The following is a 21,148-nucleotide window of genomic DNA, read 5'->3' as shown; positions in this document are numbered from 1 at the left end:
CTGCACATTAAACAAAAAAGCCTTCCCGAAAATTACGGAAAGGCTTAGCATTTATATTAGATTGGGTTTTTACTGTTGAACGCCACCGCCCATTCCGCCGCCGCCTTGCTGCTGATCTTGTTTAATATCGTCGTTTTTGATTTTATTTTTTTCAGTAAATTTAAGTTTACCGAAAGAGTAACTAAAATTAACACCAAAAGAGCGTAGAGGATAATAAATATTGCTGCTTTGATAAACCGTACCCAGCCCACTTACCGAATTATTTTCCGTTTTAATGTGCAGGTTTTTCGTAAATGGATTTAAGGTATTGATACCGATGCTACCTTTTTTGTTCAGGATATCCTTTTTAATAGATGCGCCATAAAAGTAAAACGGATCGGTTTTACCCTGATAGGTTCTACGTGCCGAGGTAGCTACACCAAATAATTCGAAATTATAACCTTTGCCAAAACCATACGCAGAGCGGGCGAATAAGCTATAATTTAAAAAAGTACCCGTACTAATGTTGGTCAAAGTATTTGTCACCTCATAAGTGTTGGCAGAAAGATTACTCATTAAAGTCCATTTTGGTTTTGGATTGTAAGATCCAAAAAGATTGACACCATAAGTCTGCGCAGTACCCACGTTGATAAAAGAGGTTAACGATTTGGTTACTTCTGTATTCCTTATCGGGTCGAATTCTTTTGTGGTTGAAAGCGAACTTTCGATTACGCCATTGGTACGGCGGTAATAAACAGAAGCATTAATAACAGAGCCTTTGATAAAGGTTGAATAACCAAATTCAAAATTCTGGCTTAACTCCGGACTTAACTGCGGATTTCCGGTCTGAATATTAAACTGATCGCTTGTATTTGTAAATGGATTTAAGAAAGTTTCGCTTGGTCTCTGAACCCTGCGGTTATAACTCAGCTTAAGCGTTGCGCCTTTTTTCAAAGTTTTAGAAATAATTAAGCTTGGAAATAAGTTGAAGTAATCATTTTTTTCTATCCCACTTTTCTCGGTGTTAAAATCTATCTTGGTATATTCGGCCCTTACACCTCCTTTAAATTTAATTTTCTTGGTAATATCGAAACTGATTACACCATATGCAGCAGCAACATCCTGGTTATAGTCAAAATCCTGACCTGAACTTCCGTATTGGCTTTTCACATTCCGGAAGATACCTTTAGCCCCAACTTCCAAAATGGTCGATTTTGTGAAAGGGTAAGTGTAATCTGTTTGACCTGTATATTCGTTATTTTTTGCTGTATTATTGGTTTCCGTTAAATTACCTTTTGGATACTGTTCTGAAGTAAGTAAATTACTAAAGCTTGTAGGGGTACGGCCAGTAGAAAGCTGTCCAGAAATTGAAAATTCTTCGCCTTCCTTTTTACTGGTTTTTTTATAATCTACATTCCAATCCATGTTGCTCCGCGTCATATCCATATTGCTGATATTGGTTGCAGGCAAATTGTTGATGAGGTAAGTAGCCGAACCCGGGCCGCCATTAGAGAAGCGGTTAAGCTTAACGTTTGTACTTATATTGTTATAGGCATTAAAATCATAATCTAATCCTAAACTTCCATTCAGTCCATTTCTGCTCCATTTCGAAGTTCCATCTTGCGATATATTATTAACGCCACCTGCGTATAAGTGTGTGTTGTTTACAATCACCACCCTCGAATCCTGGGCATAGGCAAAGTTAGAACCCAAGCTGGTGTTTACACTCAAACGCCCGGTTTTTGCGGTCAGGTTAAATGCACCATTGTTTTGACGTGTACCCGCCGAAGCATTGATACTTCCACTTACTCCCTGTGCATTCGATTTTTTGGTGATAATATTGATGATACCTCCAGACCCTTCTGCATCATATTTAGCCGATGGACTGGTAATTACCTCCACACTTTTGATCTGCTCGGCAGGGATCATTTTTAAGGCATCAGAAACGCTTGCAGCCATAGTACCAGAAGGTTTTCCATTAATTAAAACCCGTACAGCTGCGCCGCGAAGCTGCACATCACCATTGGCATCAACAGATAGCATAGGCACCTTACGCATTACATCAGTAGCATCGCCACCAGCATTGGTACCATCGGCCTCTGCATTATAAACCATACGGTCTACCTTGTTTTCAATTATTGCTTTAGTGCCCTGTACCTGTACATCGGCCAAGGTGTTTTCGGTTGATGAGATATAAATGGTACCGATGTTGTTATCGGGCTTTGAAGGCGTAGTGGTAACCGCAATCGTTTTGGTTTTATAGCCCATAAACCCAATCTTGAGTTTGTATGAATCGGGAGCTACATTTTGTAAGCTTAATTTACCTTTTTCATCTGTAACACCTCCATTAACCGATTTATTATCTTTTGCACTAACCAACGATACAGTAGCATAATCAATTGGTTTTTTTGTCAATGAATCAAGTATGGTTGCGGTGATACGACCGGTAACAGTAGTTTTTTTTGCTCCCCCTCCAAAGCCGCCAGTAGGAAACTGAGCCTGCGCATTAAAAAATATGCCAAGGATAAAGGTTAATAGTAGAAGTTTTTTCATGTTAAAAAGTTAGTCTTTTTTGTAATTAGTCTGCGCAAGTTGCATTTTGTTACAGCTTTGCCCAATACTTTTTATGTCAGTTGTAAGGTTTGACCGGCAAAGATCACACTTTTATCGGTGAAATTCCCATACCATTTTTGAAACAGGCAATCTTACCCTTAAGCTTATCGGGTTTTAATACAGCGCTTAAGAAGATTAACTACATACAGAACAAGAAAGCGTCAACTTATCTTTTCTTCGGTTGAAGAAACAAATAAAGCCTGATTACAGCCTTGCACAGCAATTCTCATGAGGCAAGAGCTTACAAAAAAAGTCTTAGCGGGGTGCCAAGACTTTCAACAATCTAAAAATTTTATAGGTAGTGCAAAATTACATATCATCTATCTCACCATACACAAGCCTACCTAGAAGTATTATTAGGCCTCGAATAAACCATTTGCATCACATTAATATTGCGCATGGCAAAAGCTGCCTCGCAATAATTTAAATAATAGTTCCACTTGCGGATAAAAGTTTCATCGAAACCTAAAGCCTTAACCCTATCAAGGTTTTTATTAAATTCTAAGAACCATAAATGAAGGGTGCGTGCATAATCCAGTCCCATATCTTTCAAATCAACCATGGTTAAGTCACCAGTCCGGTTTATGGCTTTATTTATTGCGGCTACTGAAGGAAGCAATGAACCCGGAAAAATATGTTTCTGGATCCAATCTACCCCATTGCGCAGTTTATCGTAACGGCAATCAGGCGAAGTAATTACCTGAAAAGCAAAGATACCATCTGGCTTTAAAAGCTCCTGGCACTTTTCGAAATAGGTTTCGAGGTATTGGTGACCCACAGCCTCTAGCATTTCTATTGAAACAATTTTATCGTATGTACCTTCAATATTGCGGTAATCCTGTATGATGATTGAAACCTTATCTTCCAATCTTTCGGCATAAACACGCTCAATGGCCAGTTTCTGCTGCTCTTTGGATATAGTTACCGAAGTAACTTTACACCCATACTTTTTGGCCAGAAAAATTGCATTTCCACCCCATCCACTTCCAATTTCCAGTACATGATCAGTCGATTTTATTTTCAACTGCTTTGCTAAGCGGTCGTACTTGGCGTATTGTGAATCTTCGAGGTTAACATTTTCATTTAAAAAATAGCCGCTCGAGTAAGTCATGGTTTTATCCAAAAACGTAGCGAAAAAATCGTTGTTCAGGTCGTAATGCTCAGCAATATTCTTTTGCGATCCGGCCAGGGTATTTGCCCTTTTTACATGGTAAATTTTGTTTACCCACTTAAAAATGTTCAGGGCAACAGATTTAACTTTGCTTCCGGTTACCGATGGTGCGTTTTCGATATTGAGGATTACCCATTTAATTACATTGGTAATATTTGTGGTATCCCAAAGGCCCGAAGTATAGCCCTCGCCAAAACCAACATCTCCGTATAAGGCAATTGATTTAAAAAAATCGGGGTGATTTACCTGGATATTGGCTTCAATTTTACCGTCACCGTTTCCAAAAATCAGTGTTTCTCCACTTGGCATTGAAAGTTCTAATTTTCCCAAATTCATTTTAGCGAGTGCATTAAGCACCACTTTTTCGAAAAAACCCCTTGATGTTTTGGTAGCGGCAAGCGTATTCATAATTTTAGTATCTATTTAATTTGCGGTTTATATGGCTTATATACGTTACGTTGCAGTTCAGGGTTTTCGGCTTTTGGGTGAAAAGGTATTTTTTTTACCCACAGCTTAAAAGCCTGCCAGTGTATCATCCCCATAATCTGCAACGGAATTAACGGAATAGCGAAAAAATATTTCAGCATATTCCGGGTGGTAAGTGGTTTCGACTCTCCTTTTAAAGTACTGATAAAAAACAGATTGCCGTTCTTATCCAGGTCATCAATTTTAATTTCCAGCGTATCAGTAGGTACTTTCAGTTTAAAATCGAATGAATCATCATGATCGATAAAGGGCGAAACATAAAAATATTTAGTGGTAATTTTTTTAAAGGTATCTCCCTGCAATTCGTCTTTTCCGAAGAAAAAAAGTTTCATTTCGCGGTAAGTGTTACTGATTTCGGCAACGCAACATACCGACGCGCCCGTTTGATCGAAGCAGTAATAAAAAGAAACTGGATTAAAATTATAACCTAAAACATTGAGGTTAGTGAGCAGTTTTATTTTCAATGGAGCAGCATCAACGCCATTTTCCTTTAAATAATCTGTTAGGTGCTGCCGTGTGTTTTTGGTCTTATCTGGATTTTCTTTGGGCAATTGAAGGTGTTCACTGTCCCTAAATGAAAAGAGGTTAAATTTGTTATAGCCAAACCAGCGAAGTTTTTTGTCTAACAGCTCCAACTCATCCAAATCAATGTAAAACATATATACCCTATACCAAAAAGAATGCTTTTTGGGAGCCAGGCGATGGTGCATCACCTTTGCGGTGTATATATTTGATGTAATATGTAAAATGGATGATGTATTTTTCATTTACGGACTAAAATGGCAGATGGAATAAATGGATCATAATGTTAAATACGGATTATTTACTTGATGAAATTTTAATGGAGCCAAATATTTTTTTTAGTTCTGCAGCTTCCGTTTTAAATTTTTCGAAATCTGTTTGATATTTATCATCCAGATAAAGCTCATCCAATATTCGCAACCAATAAACACTCTCTCTGGCTTCTCGATAGGATATTCCTATTTTATGGCTAAAATCCCTCTTACTTACTGCGCCTTGTGCCTCTTCATAATTTGCTCCAATGGATGTTGCGCTCCTGCTCAGTTGCAACATTGGAACTTTGTAGATAAAATGATAGGGAAGTGTGCTTAAAAATTTAAGAACATCCACACCAAAGCGGAATGTTCTTTCTAGTAATTGAATTGTTTTTTCGTTCATCTTAAAAAGTTTAATCTGTAAAGTTTCTAAGGATGATTTAACTAAAGATAATAAAAATATGGAAAACGGAGGATGAAATATGGAAAACAGATAGCGTAAAATGGATGATGTCTGACCTAAAACGGTTAATGTAAAATCGCGGACGGGGGAATTAATCACTCTTGTTATTTTCATCTCAACTTTTATATTAAATTTCCCATCTTTCATTTCACATTATTTTTCTCCCTCTTCCATCTTCCCTATTACATCCTACATCCCCTCACACAACTCAACCGCACTTTTATAAGCATCTTCATGGAATCCATATTTAAAATAACTTCCGCAGTAATAAATAGGCCCATTTTCATTTAATTTATGGAGCTGCTCTTGTGCCTGCATTGCCGGAACATCAAATAAAGGATGATGATAATCGATTTCCCTAATTACCTTTTCAGGATTTAGTGTATCGGTAGGGTTAATGGAAACAAAGTAATTGGTCTTTTTAGAAACACCCTGTAAACTGTTCATCCAGTAAATGGTGCTTGGCCATAATTTGTCGCCCTTTTTCTCTACCCGATAATTCCAGCTGCTCCAGGCTAGTTTCGCCTTTGGCATCTGTTCTTCATCGGTATGTACCACAGCCTTATTTAACTGATATTTGAATTTAGAAAGCAATTCGGTTTCAAGGGCTGTTTTATCTTTTACGATTTCGAAAGTCTGATCGGCATGACTGGCCATAATTACCTTGTCGAACTCAAACTTTTCTCCTTTTGCGTTTTCTACTTCCACTTTTCCGTTTGTTAAACGCCGCACCGAAACGATTTTGTTGTTGATTTTTATCCTGTCCCTAAACGGAGCGATCAGTTTTTCACGGTAGGCCTGACTTCCATTTTTTAAAGTATACCATTGGTGCTGGGTGTTTAAGCCGAGAAAACCGTGGTTTTTAAAAAACCTGATCAGTGTTACCGCCGGGAAGTCTAAAATCTGCTCCATGGGGGCACTCCAAACCGCAGCGCTCATCGGGATCAGGTATTGCCAGAGCATATCATCGCTGTATCCAAATTCTTTAAAAAACCTACCTATCGAGTAATCCTGGTATTCAGGTTTATCCAAAATTTCGATACTCTGTTTATTGAACCTATTAATCTGCATCAACATTTTTAAATAAGGGATGTTGAACAGGTTTTTCCGTTGCGCAAAAAGATGCTTTAAACTCGAGCCACTATATTCCAGTTTTTTAGGCAGAAACTGAACACTGAAAGACATATCCGTTTTCATTACGGGTGCATCAATCTCTGCAAACATTGCTGTCAGGTTGGGATAGGTTTCATAATTAAAAACCATAAAGCCGCTATCCAGGTAAATGGGCTGTCCATCTTCTTCTAAGGTAATGGTATTGGTATGGCCACCAATATAGTCCAGTTCTTCGAAAAGGGTAATATCATATTGGTGCTGCAGTTTATGGGCGCAGCCCATGCCCGCTATTCCGGAGCCAATTATGGCGAGTTTTTGCATTGTAATAGAGTTGAGATATTAGATGTGTGATAGGAGATTTTAGATGTGAGACACAAGATATAAGACAGATATTAAGCCTTATACCCTACACCTTAAACCATATGCCTTAAACCTTTTGAAACAAATAATGGCATACCATCCATTCGTTCCCTTTGTTATAATTAAACAGTTCGGCGCACGACATGTAAAACAACCTCCAATACACCCACCACTTTACCGCCTGATCTTTACCATAAGTACGTTCTAAAATAGGCATGATTTCATTTTTGTGCTTATCCATATTGCTCAACCATGCTTCTGATGTTTTACCGTAGTTGGTTCCGTTTACCACCCAATGTTTATCAATTTTCAGATCATCGTTGAAGTAAAAGAACAAATGGTTAGAAGGCATAATGCCACCGGTAAAAAAGTATTTGCTCATCCAATCGGTTTCATCAATCACTTCAAACTTATAAGCCAAGGTTTTGTGCGTAAAAATGTGCACAAACAATTTGCCATCAGGTTTCATAAACGAAGCTACCTTATTCAGCAAAAATTTATAATTGCGCATGTGTTCAAACATCTCTACCGAAACTACCCGATCAAATTTATCGGCAATGGTAAAGGTGTTCATATCGGCTGTTAGCACCGTTAAATTCTGAATGCCTCGCTGTTTTGCGGTTTCATCTATAAAAACCTTTTGTGTGGCCGAATTGGATACAACGGTAAATGTACTTTTCGGAAATTTTGCCGACATGTAAAGCGAAAGCGACCCCCAACCGCAGCCCAGTTCTAAAACATTCTGCCCCTCCTGCAGGTCGGCCCTTTTGCAGGTCAGCGCCAGCATATCTTCTTCTGAGGTATCAATATCTTTCACGCCAGGTTTCCAATAACCGCTGCTGTATTTGAGGTGCTTACCCAAGCAATATTGAAAAAATTCGGTCGGAAGCTCATAATGCTGCTCATTCGCATCTGCCGTGTGTACAGCAATGGGCGATTGTTTCAGTTCGGCAACCAGATCCATAAATTTCTCCTGCTGTAACTCTTCATTGCCCAGAGTTTCATCAGCCAAGCGCTGCTTGCATAATTTTCTAATGCCGATACGCAATGCCGTATCAGGAAGTTTGTCGTTTTCTAAAAGTTTATCGTACCACATATGTTGGAATGTAAAATGGAATTATGTAAGATGGAAAATGGTTGATTTACGGTGTAAAACGTATGATGGATTTGCGAGTTTTGCGGTCTATCATCCGCCTTACATTTTCCATTTTACCTCTTTTTCTTCCATGGAAAAAAGGCGCTTGTTGTTTGTTGATATTTTTGATAAGCTACGGGTTTGCTCCGCAGGTTCTGTTCTTCGTTGTTGGGAACCCCAGTAACCTTGGTTAATAAATAGAGTATAATGGCCGGACTGATGATGGCCAATATGCCCCAAGGTGATGCAAGGGCAAAAATAAAATAGCCCATCCAGGTTAACCATTCAAAAAAATAATTTGGGTGGCGGCTATAGTACCATAGGCCTGTATCGCAAACCTTACCTTTATTGCTTGGGTCTTTTTTAAACGCAGCAAGCTGTCGGTCGGCAATCATCTCTCCGAAGAAAGCAATTACCCACACCACTGCACCAATAAATTCTAAGATGGAAATTGCCTGCGATTGGTTTGCCGTTATAATAAAAAACGGAACAGCCAGTATTACATTTGATATGGCCTGAAACTGAAAAAACACGAAGAAATTACGGTCGGCCTTATCGCCCCATTCTTTACGGAGCTGCTCATATCTTCCTTCTTCTTCATCTAAATGCCCGATAACACGTTGCCAAAGATGGATACCCAAACGCAGCTCGGCCACTAAAAACATTCCGCAGATTAAGATTTTACGTGGCTCATAGCCATCTGACAGCAGAAAGGTAATCAATGTAATTACCGGAAAGTTTAATGCCCAAAAAACATCAACAACGCCAGCGTTTTTTATTTTCTTGGCCCAAAGCCAAACGATAGCCATTATTAGGCAACAGGCAATTAATGAGATGAGAGCAATGAATAGTAGATGTCCGATTTGGAGAGGCATAAGGTTTAAGGTAAAAAGTTTAAGGCCCAAAAGCCAAAATAAGCCAGCGTTAATAAACGCTCAGTAAAGCCACCTACACATTAAACCCTACGCCTTATACCTTACTAAGCAATTCTTTAACACCTTCGCCATCTTTTAGTTTGAATAAATGCACTAAAACATAGGCCAAGGTTGCTATGCTACCTAAACATACGAACAAAATTGTAATAGAGATTTTAAGAATAATGCTTTTTTCCTTATAAAACATCCAGAGGGTGATAATGAAGATGTTAGCATAAAAATCCCAAAGTGTGGCCCGCATCCAGGGGATGCTGCCCAGAAAATCCCATTGTTCGAAAAGGTTGCTCTCTAAAGAAGTAGAAATTACCTTATAGCACATAAAAACAAGTAAAGCGGAGAAAACAATTTTGAGGAAATTAATCATCGGATGGATTTTAATTTAAAAAAGGTTGTGGTATATACGGTAAGTTAGGTAAAAAGGATTTTATTTTAAGGTTTCGTGATCAGCGAAATGATTGCAGAACTTTTGAGTAATAACCAACTAATGGTCTGTGGGGACACAGACCATGGTGTCGGGTTTATCCGTGTTTTCCGTGCTTCCGTGGCAAAAAAGATGTTTTGGCAGTATACTTGGAAAAGATTTGAAAGGTATGGCGTTAAGACACAAGCTTGATGGTCTGTCGGGACACAGACCATGGTGTCGGGTTTATCCGTGTTTTCCGTGCTTCCGTGGCAAAAAAATGTTTTGGCAGTATACCTGGAAAAGATTTGAAAGGTATGGCGTTAAGACACAAGCTTGATGGTCTGTGGGTGCACAGGCCATGGTGTCAGTGTCGGGTTTATCCGTGTTTTCCGTGCTTACGTGGCAAAAAAATGTTTTGGCAGTATACCGGGAAAAGATTTGAAAGGTATGGCGTTAAGACACAAGCTTGATGGTCTGTGTGGACACAGACCATGGTGTCGGGTTTATCCGTGTTTTCCGTGCTTCCGTGGCAAAAAAATGTTTTGGCAGTATATCTGGAAAAGATTTGAAAGGTTTGGCGTTAAGACACAAGCTTGATGGTCTGCGGGGACACAGACCATGGATGAGCTATTTCACGCAGAGGCCGCAGAAAAAGGAACGCTGGCTTACGCTGATACATGCGAGTGTTTTATTTCTGCTTAGGTACACACGGAATAATAATATAAGCTTTGAATATGGATTAATTTAATGGTCTGTGGGGACAAAGACCATGGTGTCGGGTTTATCCGTGTTTTCCGTGCTTCCGTGGCAAAAAAATGTTTTGGCAGTATACCGGGAAAAGATTTGAAAGGTATGGCGTTAAGATATAAGCTTGATGGTCTGTGGGGACACAGACCATGGATGAGTCAGCGAGGACACAGCCTATGACGTTGTAATTCCATGCAATATGTACCTTTAACCTTCAGCCTTTAACCTTACCTAAACTTTCCTGATTTTAATGATGCGCATCCAGTGCAATACTTTCATTACCGGATAAGTTGGGTCAAATTCCCACCATTTGGTAGCAAAGTTGGGACTATTTGGTTTTTTATGGTGGTTGTTCTGAAAAAGTTCGCCCATCAATAAGAAATCCCACGGTAAAGAGTTTTTACTGTGATCTTCATTATCATGGTTAGCATAACCATATTTATGTCCGCACCAGTTAACAATTGCGCCATGTAGAGGGCCCATCAAAAAGTGTATAGGCAATAAAATAAACATCCACCAGTGGTTGGCAAAAGCAACATAAAAACCGATATAAAATAAACCACAGCCAATTCTCCAAAACCACGAATCGCCAATTCTATCAATTAATGGCCACTCTGGATAGTTACCCCGGAAAGCAGGTTCGGGCTCTATTTTGTATTTAAGGTAGTTCAGATACATGTTCTTTGTTGCAATCATCATCCCGAAAACATCCTTGAAAAAATGAGGTGAGTGCGGATCTTTCTCTGTATCACTGTAAGCATGGTGCATTCTATGTAAAATGGCATAAGCCCTCGGATTCAAGAACGATGAACCCTGCGAGATTAAAAGTACCAGATAGAAAAACCGTTCCCAAAAAAGCTCCATTTTAAACATCTTGTGCGATGAGTAACGGTGAAGGAAAAAGGTTTGGCTAAACAGGGACAAAAACCAATGACAAAGAAAAAATATGAGGATAATCATGTATGATAGGTATACTTAATAAACGAAGAATGAGCGCGTTTAGTTTTTAAGCAGATATTTCACTGCCTATTAAAGGAAAGGATTTAGCTGTATCAACCCATTACCAGTTAATACAGCTAAAAAATATTATCTACCGAAATCGTCCTGAACACGAACAATATCGCTTTCATCTGATGGATTTGAAGCATCAGTATGCTGCCAGATTTCAGCTACTACACCCCAGTCTTCTAAACCGATTAAACGGTGGCGTTCGCCTTGTTGTAATTTGATCTGATCTTTAGGTGCGTATTTTTTAACTTCACCTTCTTCATCTGTTTGGCTGGTTTTAATACCTACGGTACCGGTAACTACCTGCCAAATTTCGGCTCTGCGGTGGTGATATTGCCAAGAAAGACGGGTATTTGGCGCTACAATTAAGATTTTCGGGCTTAATTTACCACCAATTTTAAGGTCTTCAACATTTAATCCATCAAAATAAGTATCGGCAAACTGTTGCGCCTGTGCTTCGTCTATTACAAAAAAACCACCCCACGGACGGGTTTCATCGCGGTTAACTACATTAAAACCTTCAATTTTTAAACGTTGTGCTACGCTTTCGAATATTTCTTTTTTGTCGTTTGTCATTGATAAAATATTTGTTTTCTAATGATTATCTCGGTTAATATGCTTCGCTTTTTTTTGATGTGGCGCTGCAATTGCGGCAAAAATAAGCCTAATAAATTAAAAAAGGTCATTCGGGCTTTTTATTTTTTAAAAACCTAAAAACCAGCGTAAATAAATTTCAGGTTAATACAACGCAATTCTGTAAAGAGTTTATGTAAAACACACATTTAAACCTTTTTAAACTCCATATCTGGCAGGGCTTTAGTATGTTTGGTAAACATTCTTTTTATGGCCAAAATGATCCAAAAACTAACCATTTATATTTTCTTATTTCTGGCTTTCAGTCAAAAAATATCGGCTAAAGTTTATACTGTAAGTACCGAAAATGAATTTAAAACCATCCAAGCCTCGTTGCTGCCGGGTGATGAGGTAAGTATTAAAAATGGAAATTATACCAACTGGTCGTTACAGATCGGCAACAGTGGTACTGCTGAAAAACCGATTGTAATACGGGCAGAAAAGCCGGGCAAAGTAATTTTTTCGGGACGGGTGGTCAAAGCAATATTTATGGTTTCGGGAAATTATATCCTGATTAAAGGTATACATTTTAAAAATTGCATACTGGAGAAAGAGGCTGGGAACACGGGCACCCTGATTGAGCTTAACCAAACCTTCAACTGCCGTATTGAGGATTGTAATTTTTCAGATAACCAGGCTAAAGTACAGTTTTCACCTTTGGTAATTATTGCTGGGAAGGGCAGTTCGAACAGCATATCATATTGCAGTTTTATATCGAACATCGATAATCAGGACGTGCAGGTAAAGGTTACCAAAGAATCGTTCCCGAAGTTTACGCTGATCCAAAACAACCGGTTTAGCAATAAGGCAAGGGTAAGCTGGAAAAACGGCAATGGGGGCGAATGTGTGCAGGTGGGCCAAGACCCGGTGTTATTGGGAAACCAGCGCCCGGAAACTACCGTGCAGCAAAATACTTTTATCCACTGCAATGGAGAAAATGAAGTAATCAGCAATAAAAGCAGCGGCAACAAATACATCAACAACTATTTTGAAAACAATGACGGTGAACTGGTAATGCGTGGAGGCCACGATTGTATCATTTCCAACAATACTTTTAAAGGCGGCACAGGCGGTATCCGTATCAATGGCACTGGGCATCAGCTTATCAACAATAAAATAGATGGCATTGCCACCGCCATAAGGTTAATGTACGGCATGGCAAAGGGCAAGGATGAGATAGGTTTTTATATCGCGGCCAGTAATTGTATCCTCAAAAACAACAGGATATCGAACGCTACCACAGGCATATTGGTAGGCGATAGCAAAAATGCGGATTGGACAGGGAAATTTGATACGAAGCGGTATCCTTCGCCGGTAATGCAGAATGTTGCTCCTTTCGATAACAGCATCACGGCCAATATCTTTAAAAACGTTAAAACTGAGGTTTTGAATCAGTAAACTGAGTTGGGGCATCTGCTGGAGAAATAGCATGATATGTTTGGCTTATCTAGACCTATGCTTTAAGTTCAGTATCCATTTCCAGCTTGCCAATATCGATTGCAGGGTTGTAAATATCGATTGCGGAGTGGCGAGCATCGGCTGTGAGCCTTCCACTACCAATTGCGAGGCGTACAGCACGATAGATTTGCTTCCACTGTCAATTGGTCAGCGTACAGTGCGCTATGTTTAGCTACAATTGACGATTGGTCAAGGATACTGGAACAAATGTTTGTGTTTTGATGAGCAGCGTAACAAAGAGATAGGAACCTTAAAGCATGTTATACATTAAGGTTCCCAATCCATTTTGAGCTGTTTCAGCCTTCAATTAGGGTTTGGCACATATGCCTTACTGAACTTTATTTACCACAAGGTCATCAAAGTAAATGTAACTGGTTTGGCTTGAACCCCAAACCGCCACATCTTTTCCACCCCTAAAATTGTGGAAAGATAACCTGTTGATTAATCTTTGCGCGTCGTTGGTTGTCCAGCGGATAGATTGATCGAGTACGGTCGTGCCGTTAATAAGCACCTGTACCCATCCATTTTTATTCGATCCGGTGTTGCTTTTTACATATAAATGAACGGTATAGGTATCGCCTTTAACCAAGCTGCCCGATGAAGGGTAAGATTTTCCAAACGTATCGCCACATGGGCCGGCCATATCCCTATGGTACACATATGGTTGAAAAAACACGCGGCTTCCGGTATTGTACCACATTAAGCGCAAGCTTCCGCCATTACCATCGCTGGCAATATCGCAACCTGTATTTCCTTCGCCGATCAGAAAGCCAAAACCCACCTTGCCGCCCCTGCTCCAATCGAACTGGCTGTGGAAACGGACTTTAAAAGTAGCTTCGTAAGCAGAACCGTCAGAGATATCGGCACCGGCAATCAATCCGTTAGAAACCGAATTTGGTGCCAGGGTGGCGCGGGCCCAGTTGCCCGAAATATAAGCCCGATCTTCGTTCCAGCCGGTTAAATTTGCACTGCCGAAATCGGCACTGGCCTCGCTGTAAGAATAAGGTCCATCGGCATGGTTAAAACCGGTATTGATGTTACTGGGATAAGCTTCGGTTACTGCACCTGCTTTTGCGGGAATATTTTCGGGCTGAACATCTTCTTTTGATTCGGTTCCGTTCTTTTTACAGCCCGATAAGCTTACCGAAAGTATAAGCACTAGGGATGCAATAAAATGTGTTAAATTCATTTTTTGGCTCATGTTATTTTTTTTTGGTTTTTAATTTGGTTAGTTTTTCTGTTGAGGGGCAACACCCTATCCTGGATAGTTTATTGCCAGATGTTAATGAGGTTGTTTTTCTTTTTTTGGTTAGCAATTATCTGATAACTAACCTAATCATAATTGTAAACACAAACAGACGGTAAGTGTATCAAAAATCCGAAAAACCCATTAACCTGCAGTTACAACGATTGAAATATTTACCTTACACTCACGTTACTCAGCCAATTTGGTGCCTGCTAGCGAAGGGCTTTCATGTACTTTTAAATTGCAGTTCACAATTACCTTTTTATAATCGTTGGTACTGATATCGCCATTAATGAGCTTCACCAACAGGATAACGGCCTGCTCGCCCAACGACTCCGGATTTTCTTCAATAGAGGCAATTGGGGGCGAACTGAGGTAAGCAATTATTGGATCGTTGCCAAAGCCTATGCACTCTAGTTTTTTATGGGCGGGGTGCTCAATCGACCTTAAAAATTTGATGGTATCGAAAAGCAGTTTTTCTTTGAAAGCAACCAAAGCAGTAGGACCATTTTCAGGATCGCTGAACAGGTTTTTAATGGCCAAAAGGGTATTTTCATCATCAAAGTCGGTGTAGGCCACATGCTCCGCATTAAACGGAATACCATTATCTTTCAGGGCATTGATGTAACCCGAAAAACGATCGTGGCTAAAGTTGACCATTTTGGGCCCGCCAAGGTAAGCTACCCTTTTATGCCCCCTGTTAATAAGGTATTCGGTAGCCATATAACAGCCCTGATGGGTATTGCCCAGCACTTTGTGGCAATTGAGGTTAAAACTGGGATTGCGCGTGTAGTACACTACCGGAATTCCGATTTTCTCAAATTGATCGAGATGGGTAAAATCTGATGTTTGTTTAGAAATGGCTACAATTAATCCATCAACCCTCGAGCCCAGTAAAGTGGCGGCCGCCGTAACTTCCAGTTCAAATTTATCGTGCGATTGACTGATGATGATATTGTAACCGTTTGTGGTTGCCAACCGCTCCATGCCGTAAATACTACGGGTAAAAAAATGGTCGGAAAGATTGGGCAAAATAATACCGATGATCCTTGATTTGCGGTCTCTTAACCTTAAAGCCGAAATATCGGGGGTAAAGTTTAACCTTGCGGCCAGTTCCTTTACGCGCAGTTTGGTACTTTCTTTAATCCGAGGATAATCTTTTAAAGATTTAGAAACCGTTGAAATAGAAAGCTTTAATTCTTTTGCAATCAGTTTTAATGTAACTGGTTTATTTTCCATAAGCAGCGGATGTTTAAATGCGTTACAACTTTTTAGTGCGGAAAATTTGATCAAAAAATGGCCAGAGCGGCGAACAACCACTCCGGCACATTATCAAACCAACAATTTATTAAGCATTTCCGTCATGTTTTTAACGTGATTTCGATTAAGTAATCTTGTCCATTATTCATTTTTTTGCCCTTTAGCTTAAAGCCTTCGTCATGCTATTGAGTCTAAACACCAATAGAAGACATGTTATTAATCGAACTTATTTTCTACATAGTGCTTCCTTTTATCAACGGGACGATATGATTTAAAAAGGAATTTTATCGAGCGGGGGAACATTGGTTTCATATCCGGTATATCCCTTGTTCTGATTAATATGGCCTTCGGTATTAAACCGCTGCGCAGTTGCAGGCACCGGCCAAAGTACATGGTATGGCGAAATTTTAAAATTCACACCCGATATTGTGGGCACTTTATTCCGGTAAAAATCATTTTTTTCGATAATCCGGTCGTAAAAGAAATTGTTATCCGAAAATGCTGCGAGCGTATAGGTTTTACCATTATAGGCCGGTTTTCCGGTCATGGCAAAAATATAGGCAATACGGGTAAGTTCTGTTTTACGCGGTTCTTCGTAATAAAGCTCCCTTGCTCTTTCATCCAATATGGTTCCGATGGTTATGGCAGAGGCATCAGTAAGCAAGGCTGCATTAGCCCGCGAGCGTACCTGATTTAAATCGGCCATAGCCAAGGCCAGGTTACCTTTCCAGTAATAGGCTTCTGCCCTTAACAGGTAAGTTTCTGCCAGTCGGAAAATATACCAATCTGTATTGGTTCCCCTTGGTGGCGACCAATATTTATCAACAGCAAGTGCGTTGGTAGAATTGATAAAGGTTTTATAATGTGGCCAGCCAAAAAAATGGCGGATGGTATCCAAACCTTTGTTCAAGAACATGTTGTTCATATTGGCCGGGGTCATATCAACCAAAGGTTTACCATACAGCGCCCTTTCGGACACATTGCTTGCCGTTTTAATTGCAGGGTTGTTGTATACCAGATCGGTCATGTTCATCCACATGCCCGGGGCGTGGCGGTAATCGGTATTATCTGTCCATATGTTTTTGGTACTGTAAGCGGTACCCCGGTAACGGCCAATTCCCCTTCCATACATCAGGGTTAAAGGAATTTCGGCATTCACGCCATCTACAATGGCCTGGGTTGTGCCCGATGGGGTTTTTAAGTTGGCAAAGTGCCATGCAGGTACACAGTTACGCATTACCTGCGAGCCCAGTTCGGTAAAACCGGCTAGGGTTTCCCTATCAATGGTTAAGAAAAGTGCTTCGCGGTTGGCCGCAATGGCTTTATTATCCATTCTATGCAGGTCCCAGACCACATTTTTAGTGACATCGCCAGCTGTACTGCCAAAACGGGTTCTCATTAGTGCATATTTGCCACTGTTAATTACGTTGTTTGCAGCAGTAATGGCGGCATCAAAATCGCCCAGGGCCAGGTTTACCTTGGTTAATAAATGACTGCATGCGCCTTTGGTTACTTCTCCACGATCTACGTTATCGCTTACCCATTGCTCGGCAAAAAGGAGGTCTTCCTGCATCTTTTTTAAGATTACTTCGCGTTTGGTAGAGTAATAATCGAGTTTAGGTGCGGTAATATCTTTTAAGTTTAAGGGCACATCGCCAAACTGGTGTACCAAACGGTAATAATAATAGGCACGGTAAAAATAGGCCGAACCCAATATGGCATTCTTTTCGGCAGCATCTTTAAAGGTTACATTATCGATATAGGTAATAATGGTATTGGCATAGCGGATGCCCTTAAAACCTTCCGTCCAGTAAAAACCTATCCTGTTAAAATCCGGATTATCCAGATTGGCATCGGGCGTTACGCGGGTGTCCATATCCTGTGCCTGCGTACTTTTATCAGTTGTGCCATCAACCGCCACTTCCGAAAATATAGATTCGGTTACAATGGGCGCCATATCGCCCGTAAATTCGCGGCGTACATTGGAGCCAATGGCGGCGAGGGCGGCCTTCATAGAAGCCAGATTGGTTAAAGCGGTGCCTGGTTCGAGCTTAGACAATAATTCTGAATCGAGATTTGATTTTTTACATCCATTTGCCGAAACCATTACAGCCAAGGCCACAAATGGAATTATTTTTTTATATAGGTTATTCATCTGCTTCATTTTTAAAAGGTAACATTCAGCCCGAAGGTGTAAATTCTTGGTGTTGGAACCGGGTTTCCATTTGCATCTGCCGTTTGAGGGTCCCACTGGTTCCAGTTAGGCGCATAAACCCCGGCATTGCTTACATTGGCATATATTTTTGCTCCCTGCACCTTAAATTTGGCCAGTATATCCTTCGGCACGCTGTAGGCCAGTGCAATGGTATTTAACCTGATGTACGAACTTTTGCGGTATACGTTAAAACTGGTACCACTAAGGCCTGAGCTTAAGCGTGCATAATCGTTAATCGGGTTGGCCGATGTCCAGTAAGGCACAACATAAGAGCTCGATCGGCCAAAGCCTACACTTCCGGGTTGGTTTTTGGCCTGGTTATCGGTTCGTTGCTGGCCCCAGCTGGATACCAACTGGAAAGAAAAATCGAAGTTTTTATAGATATTGAAATCATTGCGCAGCGACCAGTTAAAGCGTGGGCTCCTGTAGCCGATAAACTGTTTATCCAGATCGTTGTAAGCATAGTTTCCATCTACATCCAACAGTTTAAAATCGCCGGGCTTTATCCCTTTGTTAAATTTATTGGCTTCTGCCACTTCATTTTCCTGCCATATGCCCAATATTTTATACTCCCAAATTACATCAATATCTTTTCCGATAAACCATCCATTTCCGAGATCGTCATTCGGGCCAGCCAGCGTGACGATTTTATTGCGGTTGAGCGAAAAATTAACTGAAGTATTCCAGGTAATGTTACCGCCGGTAATATTCTTGCTGGTTAAACCAAGCTCGATACCCCTATTGTTTACACGGCCCAAATTGGCAATAACGTTGGCATAACCCGATACGTTTGGCAAAGATTGACCGATTAAAAGATCGGATGTTTTTTTATCGTACACATCAATTGATCCGTTAATCCTGTTACCCAGAAAGCCAAAATCCAAACCTAAGTTCAATGATTTGGTTTTTTCCCATTCCAAATTGGTATTTCCAAGCCTCGAGTTGTTTACAACGGTATTCACCTCGCCGGGTGTACCGCTGCCATTAACCGTTTGGTATTTACCACCATCCAAGGTCTGTATGGCTACATAAGGATCAATTACGTTGTTGTTATCCCTTATTTCGCGGTTACCGTTAATACCATAAGATAAACGCAGTTTGATAAAATCGATCCATTTAACCGATTTCATAAAATTTTCTTCACTAAGTGTCCATGCAATGGCGGCAGCAGGGAAATTAGCCCGTTTTTTTGAGGCACCAAAAGCCGAATAGCCATCGCGGCGGATAGAGCCGGTAAAGGCGTACCTGCCTTTATAAGAATAATTTAACCTGGCCAACAGGGCGTCGCCGGTGTAAACCTTATCATCGCTGCTTACCGTAGGTTTGTTACCGCTCTGCAGGTTATGGTAGCCCAGTACATCGGTTGGTGCAAAACCTTCGTTGCCAGAAATGGTATACCAGGTAGAATATTTCTCTGAATTGGCCAATAGGGTTACATCCACACTATGATCGTTAGCAAAGGTTTTATTCCACTTTAAGAGATTATCGAGTTGCCAGTTGTAACGGGTTTCTTGAGCCCGTTGGGCAGAGCCGCCCGGAATGGTAACATTGGGGTTTTTAGAAGATTGATGGTTAAAGGTACGGTACTGATCTAAACCAGGGCTAAAATTTACCTGATAGCTAATGCCAAAAGGCAACTGTACCTTGCTGTAAATACTGCCAAAGAGTGTACTCTGTTTCTGTAGCCTTGCATTATAGGTCCGATCAAGAAAAGGGTTACGGGCGTTAAGGCCATTGTCGTCTGTAGGGATTCTTCTCAATGAGCCATCCGCATTATAAAAATCGCCGTATGGGGATAAATCTGGTAGCTGGCTCCATTGTGCTTCTATTGCGCCCTCATCGCGGTCGGCAAACTGTATGTTAATGCCCAGCGTTAAAAATTTGGCTGCTTTTCCTTCCAGGTTCAGCCTGGTTCTAAATGTACTGAATCCGCCACCTGCAATAATGCTTTCGTTTTTAAGGTAACCTAAAGACATGTAGTAGGTAAGTTCTTCTTTTTTACCGCTGAGGCTCAAGGTATGATCTTGCCGCTGGCCGGTAACAAAAAGCATATCGTACCAGTCTGTTGTTTTGCCGGCATAATAGTTAGCCTTTTCGTTGGCCAAAAGCCCAAGCCGGGTTAACCACAAATCGGTAGGGTTGGTAGTGGTTTGGCCATTTAGCCATTGTGTAAGCGTTATGCCTTCGGGCAGGTTGTTAGGGTCGTTGTAAATGTAAGGTGGATTAACCCCACCGCTCCGCTGTACATCTGCACGCCAGTTTAAAAAGCCCGGTCCATCGTAAACCGGCTGATCTTTGGCCAGGGTAGCCATTCCGAAGTTTGTGTTTACGGTAATGGTAGGCGAACCACTTTTTCCTTTTTTAGTGGTAATGGCCACTACGCCGGTGGCTGCCTTTGCACCATAAACCGCCAGCGAGCTTGCATCTTTCAGTACGTCAACAGATTCGATATCGTTGGGATTGATATCCGACAGCTGACCAATAAAAATAACACCGTCCAATACAATCAGGGGCGTGGTAGTACCGGTTAAGGTTGTTTTTCCACGTACCAACAAATCGCCACCACCTTTGGCACTGTTATTAAAACCCACACTTAAGCCTGGTATGTTGCCCCTTAAAATATCGGTAACACTGTTCGGATTTTCGTTTTCCAGTTGCGTAGCCTTAATACTCGAAACGGCTCCGGTAACATCTTTTTTCTGGACGGTACCGTAACCGATTACCACCACATCATTAAGTCCCTGGGTACCATCCTCCATTGTAATGTTGATGGTGCTGCGCCCGTTTATGGAGGCTTCCTGTGTGGTAAAACCAATAAACGTGAATACTAATGTTTGGCTGCCATCAGGCACTTTTATGCTGTATTTACCGGCTGCATCGGTTAGCGTTCCTACCTGACTGTTTTTGATCCTTACACTTACACCGGGCAGTGTTGTGCCTTTATTATCTTTAATGGTACCCACGACGGTAGTTTGGGCAAAAGCATTGATACTCCAGAACAAAGCGAGGAGCGAAACAGCTAAAATTTTTGCCCTACCTGCACAGGCACGCCCGAGGTACAGCAATACTGCTCTTTTATTGTAAATTTTACTCATAAGTTATTTTGGTTAATTGATTAGTTAGGATTGAAATTGGTTGAGAAAGACC

The 21,148-nt window shown here is 40.8% G+C and carries 15 protein-coding genes; 1 reads left to right on the top strand and 14 read right to left on the bottom strand.

Going from position 1 to position 21,148, the window contains the following annotated elements; all coding sequences use genetic code 11:
- Positions 1–69: 69 nt before the first annotated feature.
- From ACS5PU_RS12015 to ACS5PU_RS11970, 10 genes are all read right to left on the bottom strand, one after another.
- Positions 70–2,532: a TonB-dependent receptor domain-containing protein gene (locus tag ACS5PU_RS12015; RefSeq protein ID WP_439459408.1), complete on the bottom strand. Its 2,463-nt coding sequence runs from the start codon at positions 2,530–2,532 to the stop codon at positions 70–72.
- Positions 2,533–2,932: 400 nt separating this feature from the next.
- Positions 2,933–4,171, bottom strand: a complete 1,239-nt coding sequence (locus ACS5PU_RS12010) for a class I SAM-dependent methyltransferase (RefSeq protein WP_439459407.1) — start codon at positions 4,169–4,171, stop codon at positions 2,933–2,935.
- A gap of 11 nt (positions 4,172–4,182) precedes the next feature.
- Positions 4,183–5,016, bottom strand: a complete 834-nt coding sequence (locus ACS5PU_RS12005; protein WP_439459406.1) for a DUF1365 domain-containing protein — start codon at positions 5,014–5,016, stop codon at positions 4,183–4,185.
- Positions 5,017–5,068: 52 nt separating this feature from the next.
- Complete coding sequence (locus ACS5PU_RS12000; RefSeq protein WP_439459405.1) at positions 5,069–5,635, bottom strand: four helix bundle protein; 567 nt, start codon at positions 5,633–5,635, stop codon at positions 5,069–5,071.
- Between the two features lie 42 nt (positions 5,636–5,677).
- Positions 5,678–6,922 carry an NAD(P)/FAD-dependent oxidoreductase gene (locus ACS5PU_RS11995; RefSeq protein ID WP_439459404.1) on the bottom strand — a complete coding sequence of 415 codons (1,245 nt, stop codon included), beginning with the start codon at positions 6,920–6,922 and terminating at the stop codon, positions 5,678–5,680.
- A 106-nt stretch (positions 6,923–7,028) separates the two neighbouring features.
- Positions 7,029–8,057, bottom strand: a complete 1,029-nt coding sequence (locus ACS5PU_RS11990) for an SAM-dependent methyltransferase (RefSeq protein WP_439459403.1) — start codon at positions 8,055–8,057, stop codon at positions 7,029–7,031.
- A 113-nt stretch (positions 8,058–8,170) separates the two neighbouring features.
- Positions 8,171–8,905 (bottom strand): DUF1295 domain-containing protein, encoded by a 735-nt coding sequence (locus ACS5PU_RS11985; RefSeq protein WP_439459402.1) that lies wholly within the window; start codon positions 8,903–8,905, stop codon positions 8,171–8,173.
- A gap of 160 nt (positions 8,906–9,065) precedes the next feature.
- Positions 9,066–9,395: a DUF1475 family protein gene (locus ACS5PU_RS11980; protein ID WP_439459401.1), complete on the bottom strand. Its 330-nt coding sequence runs from the start codon at positions 9,393–9,395 to the stop codon at positions 9,066–9,068.
- Positions 9,396–10,412: 1,017 nt separating this feature from the next.
- Positions 10,413–11,141, bottom strand: coding sequence for an acyl-CoA desaturase (locus tag ACS5PU_RS11975; protein WP_439459400.1), 729 nt, complete (start codon positions 11,139–11,141; stop codon positions 10,413–10,415).
- 126 nt (positions 11,142–11,267) lie between these two features.
- On the bottom strand, positions 11,268–11,765 hold the full coding sequence (locus ACS5PU_RS11970) for a phosphoheptose isomerase (protein ID WP_025142534.1): 498 nt from the start codon (positions 11,763–11,765) through the stop codon (positions 11,268–11,270).
- Positions 11,766–12,032: 267 nt separating this feature from the next.
- On the opposite strand from ACS5PU_RS11970, the gene ACS5PU_RS11965 reads away from it, so the two are divergent.
- Complete coding sequence (locus ACS5PU_RS11965; protein ID WP_439459399.1) at positions 12,033–13,220, top strand: chondroitinase-B domain-containing protein; 1,188 nt, start codon at positions 12,033–12,035, stop codon at positions 13,218–13,220.
- 388 nt (positions 13,221–13,608) lie between these two features.
- Here the strand turns inward: ACS5PU_RS11965 and ACS5PU_RS11960 are convergent, their stop codons facing one another.
- The 4 genes from ACS5PU_RS11960 to ACS5PU_RS11945 all read right to left on the bottom strand — a co-directional run bounded on the left by ACS5PU_RS11960 (position 13,609) and on the right by ACS5PU_RS11945 (position 21,096).
- Positions 13,609–14,469 (bottom strand): polysaccharide lyase, encoded by an 861-nt coding sequence (locus ACS5PU_RS11960; RefSeq protein WP_439459398.1) that lies wholly within the window; start codon positions 14,467–14,469, stop codon positions 13,609–13,611.
- A gap of 246 nt (positions 14,470–14,715) precedes the next feature.
- Complete coding sequence (locus tag ACS5PU_RS11955; protein WP_439459397.1) at positions 14,716–15,765, bottom strand: LacI family DNA-binding transcriptional regulator; 1,050 nt, start codon at positions 15,763–15,765, stop codon at positions 14,716–14,718.
- 292 nt (positions 15,766–16,057) lie between these two features.
- Positions 16,058–17,941, bottom strand: coding sequence for a RagB/SusD family nutrient uptake outer membrane protein (locus ACS5PU_RS11950; RefSeq protein ID WP_439459396.1), 1,884 nt, complete (start codon positions 17,939–17,941; stop codon positions 16,058–16,060).
- Positions 17,942–17,952: 11 nt separating this feature from the next.
- Entirely contained in the window at positions 17,953–21,096 is a 3,144-nt protein-coding gene (locus ACS5PU_RS11945; RefSeq protein WP_439459395.1) for a SusC/RagA family TonB-linked outer membrane protein, read from the bottom strand.
- Between the last annotated feature and the right edge of the window lie 52 nt (positions 21,097–21,148).

It is taken from the genome of Pedobacter sp. GSP4, from assembly GCF_051857575.1.
GTDB lineage: Bacteria > Bacteroidota > Bacteroidia > Sphingobacteriales > Sphingobacteriaceae > Pedobacter.
The sequence above is the reverse complement of the archived record's forward strand: the minus strand, read 5'-3'. Positions and strand labels throughout refer to the sequence as shown.

Coding starts and splice junctions, on each gene's coding strand:
- ACS5PU_RS12005 (WP_439459406.1), bottom strand. CDS start 5,016: ATGAAAAATACATCATCCATTTTACATATTACATCAAATATATACACC.
- ACS5PU_RS11985 (WP_439459402.1), bottom strand. CDS start 8,905: ATGGCTATCGTTTGGCTTTGGGCCAAGAAAATAAAAAACGCTGGCGTT.
- ACS5PU_RS11960 (WP_439459398.1), bottom strand. CDS start 14,469: ATGAATTTAACACATTTTATTGCATCCCTAGTGCTTATACTTTCGGTA.
- ACS5PU_RS11975 (WP_439459400.1), bottom strand. CDS start 11,141: ATGATTATCCTCATATTTTTTCTTTGTCATTGGTTTTTGTCCCTGTTT.
- ACS5PU_RS11990 (WP_439459403.1), bottom strand. CDS start 8,057: ATGTGGTACGATAAACTTTTAGAAAACGACAAACTTCCTGATACGGCA.
- ACS5PU_RS11980 (WP_439459401.1), bottom strand. CDS start 9,395: ATGATTAATTTCCTCAAAATTGTTTTCTCCGCTTTACTTGTTTTTATG.
- ACS5PU_RS11945 (WP_439459395.1), bottom strand. CDS start 21,096: ATGAGTAAAATTTACAATAAAAGAGCAGTATTGCTGTACCTCGGGCGT.
- ACS5PU_RS12015 (WP_439459408.1), bottom strand. CDS start 2,532: ATGAAAAAACTTCTACTATTAACCTTTATCCTTGGCATATTTTTTAAT.
- ACS5PU_RS11955 (WP_439459397.1), bottom strand. CDS start 15,765: ATGGAAAATAAACCAGTTACATTAAAACTGATTGCAAAAGAATTAAAG.
- ACS5PU_RS11970 (WP_025142534.1), bottom strand. CDS start 11,765: ATGACAAACGACAAAAAAGAAATATTCGAAAGCGTAGCACAACGTTTA.
- ACS5PU_RS11965 (WP_439459399.1), top strand. CDS start 12,033: ATGGCCAAAATGATCCAAAAACTAACCATTTATATTTTCTTATTTCTG.
- ACS5PU_RS11950 (WP_439459396.1), bottom strand. CDS start 17,941: ATGAATAACCTATATAAAAAAATAATTCCATTTGTGGCCTTGGCTGTA.
- ACS5PU_RS11995 (WP_439459404.1), bottom strand. CDS start 6,922: ATGCAAAAACTCGCCATAATTGGCTCCGGAATAGCGGGCATGGGCTGC.
- ACS5PU_RS12010 (WP_439459407.1), bottom strand. CDS start 4,171: ATGAATACGCTTGCCGCTACCAAAACATCAAGGGGTTTTTTCGAAAAA.
- ACS5PU_RS12000 (WP_439459405.1), bottom strand. CDS start 5,635: ATGAAAGATGGGAAATTTAATATAAAAGTTGAGATGAAAATAACAAGA.